The organism is Mesobacillus campisalis (assembly GCF_000986785.1).
In the GTDB taxonomy this organism is placed as follows: Bacteria; Bacillota; Bacilli; order Bacillales; family Cytobacillaceae; genus Mesobacillus_B; species Mesobacillus_B campisalis.
On sequence record NZ_LAYY01000005.1, the window covers coordinates 110,234 to 124,448 of the forward strand.

The 14,215-nt window shown below is 41.0% G+C and carries 12 protein-coding genes and 1 pseudogene; 11 read left to right on the top strand and 2 right to left on the bottom strand.

Going from position 1 to position 14,215, the window contains the following annotated elements; translation table 11 throughout:
- Window positions 1–326 precede the first annotated feature (326 nt).
- Window positions 327–1,534, bottom strand: a pseudogene (locus WQ57_RS06055) (DUF819 family protein).
- Between the two features lie 709 nt (window positions 1,535–2,243).
- A complete protein-coding gene (locus WQ57_RS06060; RefSeq protein WP_046522845.1) occupies window positions 2,244–3,056 on the bottom strand; it encodes a hypothetical protein in 813 nt (270 codons plus the stop codon).
- A gap of 493 nt (window positions 3,057–3,549) precedes the next feature.
- Here WQ57_RS06060 and WQ57_RS06065 point away from each other — a divergent pair, with 493 nt between their 5' ends.
- The 11 genes from WQ57_RS06065 (at window position 3,550) to WQ57_RS06115 (ending at window position 14,086) form a co-directional block, all read left to right on the top strand.
- Window positions 3,550–4,593, top strand: coding sequence for a BMP family lipoprotein (locus WQ57_RS06065; RefSeq protein WP_046522846.1), 1,044 nt, complete (start codon window positions 3,550–3,552; stop codon window positions 4,591–4,593).
- Window positions 4,594–4,630: 37 nt separating this feature from the next.
- Entirely contained in the window at window positions 4,631–6,172 is a 1,542-nt protein-coding gene (locus tag WQ57_RS06070) for an ABC transporter ATP-binding protein (RefSeq protein ID WP_046522847.1), read from the top strand.
- Window positions 6,153–7,223: an ABC transporter permease gene (locus tag WQ57_RS06075; protein WP_046522848.1), complete on the top strand. Its 1,071-nt coding sequence runs from the start codon at window positions 6,153–6,155 to the stop codon at window positions 7,221–7,223. Before WQ57_RS06070 ends, WQ57_RS06075 begins: the two co-directional genes overlap by 20 nt.
- Window positions 7,224–8,138, top strand: coding sequence for an ABC transporter permease (locus WQ57_RS06080; RefSeq protein WP_046522849.1), 915 nt, complete (start codon window positions 7,224–7,226; stop codon window positions 8,136–8,138). It begins immediately after the preceding gene.
- Window positions 8,131–8,700, top strand: a complete 570-nt coding sequence (locus WQ57_RS06085; RefSeq protein ID WP_046522850.1) for a cysteine hydrolase family protein — start codon at window positions 8,131–8,133, stop codon at window positions 8,698–8,700. The genes WQ57_RS06080 and WQ57_RS06085 overlap by 8 nt, the downstream gene beginning before the upstream one ends.
- Entirely contained in the window at window positions 8,697–9,653 is a 957-nt protein-coding gene (locus WQ57_RS06090; RefSeq protein ID WP_046522851.1) for a carbohydrate kinase family protein, read from the top strand. The genes WQ57_RS06085 and WQ57_RS06090 overlap by 4 nt, the downstream gene beginning before the upstream one ends.
- Entirely contained in the window at window positions 9,654–10,412 is a 759-nt protein-coding gene (locus WQ57_RS06095) for a nucleoside phosphorylase (protein WP_046522852.1), read from the top strand.
- 5 nt (window positions 10,413–10,417) lie between these two features.
- Window positions 10,418–11,209: a BtpA family protein gene (locus WQ57_RS06100; protein WP_046522853.1), complete on the top strand. Its 792-nt coding sequence runs from the start codon at window positions 10,418–10,420 to the stop codon at window positions 11,207–11,209.
- 16 nt (window positions 11,210–11,225) lie between these two features.
- Window positions 11,226–12,404: an iron-containing alcohol dehydrogenase gene (locus WQ57_RS06105; RefSeq protein ID WP_084820183.1), complete on the top strand. Its 1,179-nt coding sequence runs from the start codon at window positions 11,226–11,228 to the stop codon at window positions 12,402–12,404.
- Entirely contained in the window at window positions 12,401–13,126 is a 726-nt protein-coding gene (locus WQ57_RS06110) for a tryptophan synthase subunit alpha (RefSeq protein WP_046522854.1), read from the top strand. The genes WQ57_RS06105 and WQ57_RS06110 overlap by 4 nt, the downstream gene beginning before the upstream one ends.
- A 207-nt stretch (window positions 13,127–13,333) precedes the next feature.
- Entirely contained in the window at window positions 13,334–14,086 is a 753-nt protein-coding gene (locus WQ57_RS06115; protein WP_052948654.1) for a GntR family transcriptional regulator, read from the top strand.
- The last annotated feature ends 129 nt before the right edge of the window (window positions 14,087–14,215 follow it).

Sequence of the window (14,215 nt, forward strand, 5' to 3'; positions counted from 1 at the left end):
ATTACAAAATATGGGCAAACCTTTTAACACTCACCCCAATGTGTGAAAGTTGGTCGAGAGAAACTTTAAGCAGTATGGAAGGTTGAGAATGTGTTAGCCAGGTGGAAGAAGCGGGAAAGGAGCTTGTTTTAATAGGTTTTTGTGAAGTGACTACAGGATGTGACAAATTTCGCAAAAAAGGGAGAAGCTGCAGAAGGATTTAGGCTAAAGGAGGGAACAAACATTGGCGCCCTCGCACCGTATGGCCTTCCGAATAAGCTATTCAAAAAATCCCGGCAAAAATATGCCGGGAATAGGAAGATTAAAATTTAGATTATTGTCGCAAACTATAAATTTAGGATGGTGCCAACATAGTTGCCGATAATATAGCCAACTGTTCCTACAACTAAAATGGGTCCAATCAAGTCCTTCCACCCTTTTGCAATGGCAAGGCTGCCGCCATTGTAGGGCCTCCGATATTTGCATTGCTGGCAAGAATAATCTCTTCAAGACCTGCTTTGACCAACTTTCCAGCTAATAAGGAAACGGCCATATTAATGATCGCAACGATAAACACAAATACCAATAGCAATGGGGCGTTTTGAACAATAAGCGGAATGGAGGCCGGTATTCCAATAACCACGAAGAATATGTAAATCAAAAAAGTCCCTATTTCCTGGCTTCCATTAATCCGGTCAAAATATCCAGGGAATAGCCATAGTGCTAATAAGGTGAATGTAGTAAGCATTAAATACTTGTCACCTATAATACCGTTAATAAGATTCAACAAGAACGAGACATCATCCCCGGAAGGTATGAGTTCATCCAGGAAGGCGGCAATTTTAAAAGAAATAATAACGAACAAGAAGGCAGTCCCTACCGCTAAGGCAATGTCCTTTAAAGAAATATCTTTCCTTTTCCAAAAGCTCTCCGCTAAAGTTTGACCGCTTTGAGCGCCAGCGTTTTTTTCTACCTCAAGGATGTGGGGGGTATTATAATTCTTTCTAAAGAAATTGATTGCCGGGATCAACATGAGGAAAATAAAGAAAAGGGCCATCATCAGGTTATCCGCAACAACTGTGGAAGCAACCATTTCACCTGGAGTTTCGAACTTAGCCGCCATCGCAGCAAAGTTAACCCCTCCGCCAATATAGGAAGCACCGATAATACCTCCGATTTCATCAAGGTACGGAATATGGTCCTTTAACAGGAAGAAACTCACTGTAACCCCGACTACCGTTCCGATTGCACTAAGCAAGAATAGAAGGAGCAGCCTGCCGCTTTCTTTCCAGATTTTTTTAATAATAACGTGAAATAAAAGGAGTGGAAGCGCTAAAGGTACGATCACTCCCCAAATGGAATCATAAACAGGTGATGCAGCTGGAATAATGTTCGTGTTTGATAGAACGATCGCGCCAACCAGGGCAATAATAGCTCCTGAAATTTTAGAGGCCCAGCTAAATCGCTGCTCCAGGTAAATACTGACTGACGCCCAAACGACGATAATTCCCCACAACGTTATCGCATCATCCGCTTTGATAAGTGTTTCGCTCAATGGTACCCTCTCCTTTAACTTTTTTATTTTTCATATACATAAAAGCTTTTTGAAAGTTTATTGCTTCTGCTTCTTTACAGAGAAACCTATCCATCCCATTTTCTTTAGGAGATAAGGAAGCCTTGAAACATCCTATGGCCCATCTGGCTTCGGATAATGAATACGGTCAAAAACTTTCCCTCCATACTTTTTCTCCCTGCAGTATGCAGTTATTATTACAAAAAACTGAAAAGTTTGTCAATTAGTGCGAGTGAGAAGGTGGAGTGCTCCTAAACCACAAGGCATCGCGAGGGATTGAAGGAAAGGATGGCATGCTCGAAGTCAGCCGCTACTTCAATTAACCCATACAAACGTACTACCACACTTTTTCCCATCGCGCTCTACCTCCATCAAAATAGACTCTATAGAAAACTACCAAAGGGAAAATCGCCAAGGGGAACGCATATGCGTATCATTTTTGAGAGAATGTATCGAAATATGGAAGGCAGTGAAAAAAGCATCATTATGACACACTAATCAAACGTTTGATTAAAGTCGCCTTGATAAATCAACCTTAATGAAGGGTGGCATCGAAGTTAATTTTAGAAACGGGAATTCAGGCGAGTTTTTGCTTGTTGGGCAATGGCTGTATTGCTGTCAAAGTATGGCTAATCCTGGTGAGGCATGGGGACGGTTCGGTGTTCTATTTGCTTCCAGCAGAACCGTCATGCTATACGCAAAATCCTATTTCATATAAGTCTTCGAAATAGAGTTCATTAAACTTCTTGGATAGGATTCCAAAGTAGTAGGCGAATGGGTTGCGGAGGGTATGGGATTTCAGCTTGCCGATCATTTGCTTGAATGAGTGAATCGCAATCTCCAGCACCTTGTCCTTTTTGTCTTCACAGCTTTCCCGATAGGCAGCGATGCAGGCCATTCTCCAGTACTCTTCGATCGTTTTGGCTGACGGGAAGAAGTTTTTAACCAGATGGACGAAAGCTGTTGGTACAGTGTCGCTGGTATAGGTGTCATCAAGGTCTGTGGATAAAGGTTCAACACTTTGTGAATTTTCCTCGGGAGCGGTTTCTTTACGTTTTTTTAGTTCTTTATTTTTAGTTTTAAGAGGAATGATAGTTTCTTTAGGGTGGTTCAATTGCTGCTCTTTGGGTGGTTCACTTTTGGGAAAAGCGTTGAAGACATAGAGATTGCTGGTTTGTGAGCCGTTCTTTCTTTGGGTTTCATGGACGGTGATGATCCCTAGCTGAATTGCTTTTTGGGTCATTCTTTTAAAGGTGGAGCGGGAGATGCCGTTGCCTTCGTATTCTTCATGGATTGCTTTCAAGATTGTTCCAATCTTTGCGTTGCTGACGCCGGGAATCTTCGCGGCAAAGCGGACCAGCCGCTTTAGGCCGACCAGCTCGCCCTTGGAGAATTCTTGCTTGTGTACCGCCAGCCATATTTCCATATGGTTGTTAAACTCTTTCAAACTGGCAAACTGGGAAAACTGTTCAAACTGGTCAATGGAGCTTGATTTTAAATTCATATAAATGCACCACCCTTTTACTTTCTATATAGGGGTTTGGTGCGGGGGAGGACGGGGTGAGTTGGGTTGATTTGTGGACATTTTGTGAAGGGTGGGAGGGTGAAATGGCAGTTGGTGCTTCCAGGCGGAAGCAGCTTTCTTTATGTGTCCATATGATATCCCTCCCACAAAGGGGAGGAAGACACCTTTTCCTAACCCATTTAATTTCTCTTTTAATTTTTGGATCAATGATACAGGTCATTCATTAGTAAGGACTTGTAGTGACATCGTTATGAATATAAAATTGTTTCAATGAGTATTTTTACATTTCCAAAGTTACTATAACCCTTATTATTTAAGGGTTTTTTGTTGATTGTTAATTGAATTGTCAATTGATTTTGAAAAAATAGTTGTCCCATGGATTAATAGCTGTTAAACTAAACTTGTAACGACGTCCTTACAAGATGCACCCAATTGCAAACGGTTTCAATTATTTTAAAGGGAGGATTTTCTCATGGCAATTCCATTCAACAAGCGAGTTTTCGCCGTAATGACTCTTATTCTAGTATTATTGTTAGCCGCTTGTAGCAGCAGTGAAAGTTCTGGCGGGTCTGATTCAAGTTCTGGGGAAAAAGTTAAGATTGCAATGATTACGAGTGAGGGAGGTCTTGGGGACCGCTCTTACAATGATTCGGGGAATGAAGGGTTAAAGAAAGCGTCGGATGAACTAGGCGCTGAAGTGAAAGTGGTTGAACCACAGGATGTTTCCGAAGGGGAAAAATACTTAACGCAGTTGGCACAAAGCGGATTTGATTTGGTAATCACATTGGATTTAGGCCATGAAAAAGTACTTAAGGAGATTGCACCTCAATATCCTGACACCCAGTTTGCGATCTTCAATACAGTAGTTGAAGGCGATAATATTACATCCGTCCTATTTCATGAGCATGAAGGATCTTTCTTAGCAGGCGCTCTTGCGGCCCTTGTTACTCAAGATGAGAGCGTAAACAATTTGAATGGAGAAAAGGTCATTAGTTTTGTCGGTGGTGTGGATTCACCTGGTATCAATAAGTTCCTTGTTGGTTATGAAGAGGGAGCAAAACATATTGACCCGGAAACAAAAGTGATTGTAGGTTACTCAAATTCCTTCTCGGATCCATCAAAAGGGAAGGAAATTACCTTGTCTCAAATTGAACAAAAAGCGGATGTTATTTACCAAGTAGCCGGCGCGACAGGTGAAGGGGTCATTGATGGCGCAAAAACAAAAGATGTGTTTGCGATTGGTGTTGACTCTGATCAAGATTATATTGCTGAAGGAAATGTTCTTACCAGTGTCATGAAGAGAGTAGACGTGGCGGTATTCGAACTATCGAAAGCAGCTCAGGGTGGAAGCTATGAATCGATCATCGAATTAGGGCTTAAAGAAAATGGTGTCCAATTAAGTGAAATGAAATTTACCAAGGATATGATTAATCCAGATCATATAGCTAAGGTGGAAGAAATCAAAGAACAAATCATTAATGGGGAAATTGAAGTTACGGATGTAACGAAGCAATAAAACCTAATCTAAATTGCCTGGTGAGGAAGCGATACAGATGAGTACCATCAAAGTGGTGAATTTAACCAAAAAATTCGGAGATTTCGTAGCAATTGATGGCATGAATTTAGAGGTGAATAAAGGAGAAATTCATGCCATTTGCGGAGAAAATGGTGCTGGAAAATCCACCTTAATGAATATGCTTTTTGGTTTGCTCAAGCCTTCGTCCGGTCAAATTTTTATCAATGGCATAGAAATGCATTTTCAGTCTCCCAAGGAGGCCATTGCACAAGGAATCGGCATGGTGCATCAGCATTTTAAGCTGGTTCCTAGTTTTACAGTTTATGAGAATGTTCTGCTTGGAGAGGAAATCGTTAAGGGTTTTAAAATCCAGCGTAACACAGAATATAAAGAAGTCCAGAAAACGATTGATCATTATAAGTTTGATCTCGATGCAAATGCCAAGGTTCAAGATATCTCTGTAGGGGCACAGCAACGTGTAGAAATTATAAAAATGCTGCATCGAAATGTAGATATTCTCATTTTAGATGAACCTTCAGCAGTGCTTACACCACAGGAAACAGATGAATTGCTTGATAATTTAATTGCTTTAAAAAAGTTGGGAAAAACAATCATCATTATCACTCATAAATTGGATGAAGTAAAGAAATGTGCCGACCGGATCACTGTGATTCGACGTGGCAAATATATTGGAACTGTCAACAACGAAGGTGTTACTCAACAGGAAATTGCCAGGATGATGGTTGGCAGGGACGTGAATTTGGATTTGCAAAAGGTCGAGATTGAACGAGGAAAACCTATTTTAACAATTGAAAATGTGAATGCCTACAATGATATAGGAGCACAGATTTTACATGATATTTCCATGAATGTGCACGAGGGGGAAATTGTAGGAATTGCTGGAGTAGAGGGGAACGGTCAATCATATTTGATGAATGCACTTTCAGGTATGCTTAAAATCCATTCTGGTGAGATTCTCTATCAAAATGAGTCGATCAAAGGATTAAATCCCCGCCAGTTAAGGGATAAAGGAATTGGTCTTGTTCCGGAGGACCGCTATCTGCATGGTTTAAATAAAACAATGAGTATTAAAGAAAATATTATTGCTGGATATCACTGGAGACCGCTTTTCTCCAAGCTTGGATTTCTATTAAATAAAGAACAGGACAAGCATGCCAGCAAATTAGCCAAGCAATTTGACATTCGTAATAGTGAAAATATGGATATTGAGGTGGGCTCTTTATCAGGAGGAAATGCTCAAAAGGTCGTGATTGCCCGTGAGATGTCTATGGATCCGCTCTTGCTGATATTGAGCCAGCCTACCAGAGGGGTGGATATCGGATCGATTGAATTTATTCACCAGCAAGTCCTTAATTCCCGTAAAAAGAAAAAGGCCGTTATTGTCATATCATCCGAGCTGTCTGAAATTATGACACTCAGTGACCGCATTTATGTCATGTATAAGGGACGGATCATTGGAGAACGAGTGACGAAGGAAACAACTAAGGAAGAAATCGGAGTATTAATGGCAGGAATTACAGGGGAGGAGGAAAAGCCACATGAAGAGAAGGAAGAATAACTGGCTGAAATCAATCTTTTCCTCCTTGATTCCAGTGTTATTGGCTTTTGCTGTTGGTTCCATTCTGATCATGATTGGGGGATATAGCCCTATTGAGGCCTATTCATCCTTGTTTATCGGAGCATTATCCAATCAAAATGCCATAATGAATACTCTGTTTGCATCCACGCCCTTGATCCTAACAGGTCTCGCAACAGCGATTGCCTTTAAGGCAAATATTTATAACATGGGTGTGGAGGGACAGCTTTACTTAGGAGCCTTTGCTGCAGCTTACCTTGGTTTCACCTTGCAAGGTATGCCTCCTTTTCTTCATGTGGCCATTTGTCTTGTGGGCGGAGCATTCGTCGGAATGATGTTCGCTTTAGTCCCTGCTATTCTAAAAGCTTTCTGGAACGTGAATGAAATGGTTGTCACGTTAATGCTGAACTATGCGGCTATTTTATTTACCACATATTTGGCGAGCTTCCCATTTAAAGCACCCGGAGCCTCCAACGCTACTACAGTGGACATTATGCCAAGTGCCGAGCTGCCAAGACTATTTACAGGATCCCAGTTAAACGGAGGATTTATTGTAGCGATTGGGGTTTTTGTCCTCGTTTGGATTCTAATGAAAAAGATGAAATTGGGCTATGAGATGAATTCGATTGGCCGAAATAATGAGTTTTCAGAGTATGTAGGAATGGGTGTTGCGAAAAAAATTATCCTGATCATGTCTATTAGCGGAATTGTTGCGGGACTTGCTGGAGTGGGAGAAGTGCTTGGAACACACCGGCGTTTTGTTGCAGAATTCTCACCTGACTATGGCTGGACAGGTTTGACGATTGCTTTATTAGGTAAGCACAACCCAGTTGGCGTTTTAGCAGGGGCTCTGCTTTTTGGAATCCTTAAGAACGGCGGAAGCTCAATGGAATTAATGGTTGGAGTGCCGAGATCTTTAATTGATGTGATTCAGGGATTAATTATCCTTTTCCTTGCGGTCGACTTTCTTAATAACCAAATTGGTTTGACCACAAAGTTAAAAGAACGTTTTAACAGAAGGAAGGTGGCCTAAATGGATGAATTGCTTCTTATTCTTCACTCCACTTTCCGAATGAGTACCCCGATTGCCCTTGCCGCGATTGGAGGTATTTTTGCCCACCGTGCGGGTGTTCTAAACGTAGCACTCGAGGGGATGATGCTGATTGGGGCCTTTGTGGGTGTCATGGCCAGCTTTCTAACAGGGAGTGTGATCATCGCTATTATTGCAGCGATCTTGTCTGCAATCATTCTAGGATATATCTTCTCCTTTTTCGGGATCACGATGAAAGGGAATGTCATTATTACCGGTCTCGCCATAAATACCATTGTCTTGGGGCTGACGGCTTATATTCTTCAAATCTTTTTTGGTCAGCGCGGAGTATTCTCGAATCCGAAGATTGTTGGTTTAAAACCTTTAGATATACCAATTTTAAGAGATATACCAATTATTGGCGATATCCTAAATCATCATACTCCAATGGTTTATATTAGTTTAATTTCTTTATTTGTCGCCCATTTTACTCTTTATCATACAAAATTGGGCCTTTATATCCGAACCGTAGGTGAAAAAGAGGAAGCAGCCCACTCCGTAGGGCTGCCAGTCAATCGGCTGAAGTATACCGCTGTTTTAATTGGAGCTGTTTTATGCGGACTTGGAGGAATCAATATCGCCTTGGAAAACGTGACGATGTTTGTTGAAAATATGACAACTGGAAGAGGGTTCATTGCCCTAGCAGCAATCTTCTCTGGTCAAGGTACTCCAATTGGGACATTTGTTTTTAGTTTTCTATTTGGATTTGCGGATGCCCTGCAAATCAGACTTCAGGACATCGATATTCCAGGGGCTTATATTCAGATGATTCCATTTTTGTTTATCGTCGTTGTCCTGACGATTGTAGGAATCTTTACTGTTCGTGGAAAAACTTCTAGGGGGTTCAAGAATGAGTAAAACGGCGCTGCTAGTCGTAGACATGGTTTATGACTTTGCACACCCTGACGGAGCGGTTTATTATCCGCAAAATTCGGAAATTTTACCGCGTATTAAAAGAGTGATTGATGAATGCCGAAAGCATGATTGTTTAATCGTGTTCATGCAGCAATCTCATCGCAGGGGGAAATACGATAAGCATTTGGCGAGTGTGGCCCGCCCGAATTGCATAGAAGGCACGGGTGGAGATGAGTTGATGCCGGAACTAGGTGTACAAGAAAATGACTTCATAATAAAAAAACGCAGGTATAGCTCCTTTTACGGCACAGATTTAGATTTGGTTTTAAGGGAGCATGGTGTACAAAGCGTAATTGTTTGCGGAACGAAAACCAATTGTTGCATCCGCGCCACCGTTAATGATGCATATCACTTAAATTATAACGTGATTGTTCCGCGTGAATGTGTGGCAACGAATGATGATACCAACAATGAAGTCCACTTATCCGACATTAACAAATATATGGGAAGCGTGCTCACGATGGAAGAGTTATTTCAGTTGTTAAGAGGAAGGGAAAGTAAATGAAGAAGGAGATTGATTTAATCGCTTCAGGCTATCCAAGCGTTGATTATATTATTCGGTTGAATGAAACTCCAAAAATAGGACGCACATCGATTATCCAAAATCGGGAGCATACGGATTCCTTCTTTGGCGGCTGCAATGTAAACATTGCTTATTTATGCTCTGTGATGGACCATAAAGCCTTGCTTTCAATGCGGGTTGGTGCTGACTTTGAAAGCAGTGGGTTTAAAGGCTTTTTAGAAAGTGGGGGATTAGATACTTCTAATCTCCAGGTCATAGAAGAAGAAGTCACTTCTACCTCCAAGCTGATTCTAAATGAGGACGGGAACCATATTACCTTATTTTACCCTGGTGCGATGGACGAGAAATTTCCTGTTGACATTGATGAAGAGCTCATTCAAAAGTCTCGTCTCGGTGTGATAACGGTGGGGGAGCCCAAGTATAATTTGAGATTTGCAGATTTGTGTATCAAACACCAAGTACCATTAGTGTTTGGGATGAAATGCGACTTCCAAGCCTTCACCCCTGGAAACCTGCTTAAAATGATGCATCATAGTGAACTGATCTTCATGAATGAGGGGGAGAAGGCGGCCCTGGAGGAAAGTTTGCCGATTCAGCGAATCGAAGACTTTCTTGATAACGGAATCACCAAACATATTATCGTGACCTTAGGAAGCGACGGAAGCAGGATTATTTCTAAACAAGATGGTGTGATTGCGGTAGAGAGGATTCCTGTGGCCAAGCCACAAGTGATTGCTGATACAACAGGTGTAGGGGATGCCTATATTGCCGGTTTCTTACATGGGTATTTGGAGGGGAAAACCGTACGGCAATGCGGTTTATCTGGCGCTATTATGTCATCCTTTATTATCGAAAAACAAGGCTGTCTTTCAAATATTCCGACGAAAGAAGCATTTTATCAAAGATACAGAGAAAATTTTCAGGAGGATTTATAAATGACTTTAGAAAAAACCCTTTATTTACAATCGACGGAAAAGGATATTGCAAAGTACGTTATTTTTTCTGGTGATCCAAGACGGGTGGAAAGAATCATCACTCTGATGGATGATGTGGAAAAGGTTGCTGTTAGCCGTGAGTACCATACGTATACAGGTTATTATCAAGGGGTCCGTGTAACAGTGACTTCAACCGGAATCGGTGGACCGTCGGCAGCAATTGCACTTGAAGAAATGTATGAATGCGGCATGGAAGTCGCAGTGAGACTTGGAACCGTAATGGGCTTAAAATCTAACCTCGGTAAATATATCATCCCTAAAGGAGCAATGAGGAAGGAAAAGACCAGTCATACGTATGTGGATTCGTCCTTCCCGGCTGTGGCTGATTATGATCTTGTTGCTTGTATGAATGAGAGTGTATCAACCAATGAAAGAGAATATGAGAATGGAATCGTCTGCACCATGGACGGATATTATACCGAAATGAAAGAATCGAAGCTGTCTCGTGAAATGGGCCGTGACATTCCTGGCGAAATTGCTGAATTGCACAAATATAATATTTCTGGAATTGATATGGAATCAGGGGTCGTCCTTACTTTGGCCAACTTAATGGGAATCCGTGGCTGTGTGGTGACCTTAACAACTGTATTGGATAATTTAAAAGATATGCTTAAAGATGACTTCCGTGTTGATGAAGAAATGATGCTGGCTAAAATTGTTCTCGATGGTTTAGTAATTTTTAATAAAAAAGGACTGTGATTAAGATGAAGAAAGTGCATCACTTATTTCAAAATCAAAAAGCAGTTATTGGCATGGTTCACTTGCTTCCGCTTCCAGGCACGCCAATGTTTGCCGGCGATGTCCAGGCGATTTATGACCAAGCTCTATTGGATGCAAAGACACTTGAAGAGGGCGGGGTTCATGCTTTAATGATTGAAAATTTTGGTGATATGCCATATAAGAAAACGATAGAAATCGAGCAAGTAGCGGCGCTGGCAGCCGTTTCTGCAGTGGTTAAGCAGCAGACGGATCTGCAAATCGGCATTGATGCGGCGTTTTGTGATTATAAAGCGGCAATCAGCATTGCACAAGCTGTTCAAGCTGATTTTGTCCGCTTGGCTGTGTTTGTGGATACTGTGGAAAGCTTTAACGGAATTATGGAACCATGCGCGGGCGAAGCATTGGCTTACCGGAAAGCAATAGGCGCAAATCATGTGGGCATTTTGGCAGATGTACAAGTGAAACATGCTCATATGCTTGTTCCTTCTGTTCCGATTGAGGAATCGGCAAAGGTTGCTGTGAGCTGCATGGCTGACGGAATTATTGTAACAGGAACCCATACAGGCGGAGAAACTCCGTTGGATTCGATTAAACGCGTAAAAGCTGTGGTCGATTGTCCAGTGATTATTGGAAGCGGCGTTTCTGCAAAGAACATTAAAGAACAATTATCCATAGCGGATGGTGCGATCGTAGGGTCAAGTTTAAAGAGTACAAGTGATCCAGCATCACCGATTGATTTAGAAAAGGTTAAAAGTTTGGTAGAGAATATTTACTAGGAAGGACCTGATTAGTATGTTACCAATGAGACCAATGAAACTAGGCGGAGAATATATCATTTTCGGAGAAAACGCTCTGGAATACTTAACCCAGCTTGAAGGTGATAAAAAAAGGGCACTTATTGTTCTTGGAGGATCCTCTGTTCAAAAGTCTGGTTACTTAACAAAAATAGAAAATTACTTAACATCAGCGGACTTTACAATTGATTATTTTACAGGCGTTGAACCTGATCCTTCATTTAATACCGTACAAAAGGGTGCACAAAAGATGGTGGAATTTGGGCCTGATTGGATTATTGCAGTTGGCGGCGGATCCGTGATGGACGCAGCAAAAGCGATGTGGATCTATTATGAACATCCACAATTGAAAACCCTTGAAGAAATTTCACCGCCGAATAAAATCCCTGCTCTGCGTAAGAAGGCAAAAATGGCTTGTATCCCTACGACAAGCGGTACCGGCAGTGAAGTGAGCCGCTCGGTTGTAATTACTGATACAGAAACACATATTAAACATGGAATCGGCGATATGGAAATGATGCCGGATATTGCGATTTTGGAGCCGGGCATAACTGCTTCCGTTCCCCCAAAATTTACTGCGGCAACTGGGATGGATGTATTGACCCATGCGTTAGAAGCGCTAGTGTCAAAAAGAGCAAACATTGTTGCTGATACGATGGCAGAGAGAGCAGCAATTGATGTATTTACCTATTTACCAGCTGCATATAAAGAAGGCAATGATTTAGTGGCTAGAGAGAAATTGCTCCTTGCCTCCTGTTTAGCAGGAATGGCCTTCACCAATGTTTCATTGGGTATTGTACACAGCATTGCCCATGCAGTAGGCGGAAAGTTTGGTGTGCCGCACGGCCTCGCGAATGCGATTATTCTACCTTATGTAATTGAATTTAATTCCCAGGATGAAAAGGCTGCTGAAATCTACCGTCAGTTTGCGGAAAAAGTAGGTCATGAGGATTTGGCCCAAGCTGTTCGGGATTTAAATGAAATGCTAGAAATCCCTGCTCATCTAAAGGCAGAGATTGAAAAGGATGAGGAGTTTGAGGCAGCGATTCCAGAGCTAGCTGAGCTTGCTAGCAAGGACGGCTGCACAAAAACAAACCCAGTGATTCCGGATGTGGACGGATTTAAAGAGCTAATCGCAACGATTTATTACGGTACAAAAATAGGAGTTCAATTATGACAAAGGTGATCTGTTATTTATCCAATGGTTTTCCATCCATCGAAAAAACACTTGAAACAGCTGACCTATATGTGGAAGGTGGATGTGACATTATTGAAATCGACATTCCTACAGATAATCCATTTTTAGACAACGAGTTTATTGGCGGCAGAATGCGAAAGGCATTCGAACAGAATCAAAACTATGATTATTATCTGGAAACGATCCGAAAAATAAGAGAAAAACATCCAGAACAGGAAATCCTCATTGTTTTATATGAGCACTCCTTAAAGGATATTGGCGTGGAAAAGTTCATTGAATTTTGCCATCAGCTTCATACCGAGGATATTATTTTAGTTGGAAATGAAGACAATCAGATAAAAAATGAATTAATGGAAAATGGAATCCGTGTATCCAGTTATATTCAATATCATTTGCCAGACGAAGAGATTGGCATGGCCAAGAATACAAATGGCTTTATCTATCTTCAGGCAAAGTCAGTTGGCAAGGTTCGTGAAGGCTGTGAAACATTAAGGGATTGTATTGAGTATCTGCGCAATGAAGGTGTGAATCAACCCATCTATTGTGGAGTAGGGATTTCTAATAAAGAAGATGTGGCAATGGTTTCAAATGCAGGGGGAAATGGAGCATTTATCGGAAGTGCGGTTTTGAAAAAACAAAATCAGCCAAACGAACTAGTTCACTTTATTCAGGAAGTAAAGGCAGCAACAATCAGAGGATGATTTAGCAATCCCTCCCCGGATGAATAGTGAGTTCAATATCACCATGGTGGTATTGAACTTTTTTAAACATTGAGGGAATGACGCTTAGTTGTTTAGTTAGGTTTATAAAAAAATATACAATTCATTGGTAAACATAGTGTTTGAGTTGCAATTTATGTATAAGGTAGAATATATGAGCAACTTATAAAATACACGATAGATCAGTGAGTGAGGAAGGAGCTGATTATAATATTCACTAGTAATGTTCCATTATATTTACAATTAAAAGAAAAAATCATAAAACTAATAGAAGAAAATGAGTTAAAAGTGAACGAGGCCATCCCTTCCGAGCCAATGTTAATGGAAGAGTACGGTTTAAGTCGTACTACAGTTAGGAAAGCACTAGATGAATTGGTAAATGAAGGATATCTATTTAGGGTACATGGGAAAGGTACTTTTGTGGAAGGTAGAAAGGTTGAACAAGGCCTGGTGAATCTAACTAGTTGTACCGAAGATATGAGAAACATGGGGCTATCGGCTCGATATGAATTATTAAATCAACAGATCATGCTGGCCACATCAAGTCTCAGAAACAATTTGAACATGCTTAGTGAAGGAAAAGCCTTTCATATCGAAAGGATTATGTACGGAAATGAATCACCTGTTAACGTGACAAAAAGTTATATACCCTATGATTATGTACAGGGGATTGAGCGTTTCAATTTTGAAAAGCAGTCTTTATATAAAGTTTTGGAAGAAGAATACAATATCACCATTCTCGGTGGGGTTAGAAGTTTTGAGGCGGTTGTAGCCGATGAAGAAACAGCTAAAAAATTGAGTATAGATGTAGGAATGCCACTAATAAAATTTGAAGGGCAAGTAAAAGGAAAACTCTCAGATGGTTCGGTCGTTCTGATTGAATACTTTCAAACTCATTATCGAACCGATCAAGTCAAATTTTATATTGATCAATTTAGGTGAAGCTTTCGATACACTTAAGCGAGGAAGGATATCAACTCGTCGCAAAAGAATTTTGGAAGGCGATTAAAAAGAAGTAGGAAGTATATGAATGGGAAGGCCAAATTCAGGCCTTCCCGTCTTTTATTTCGG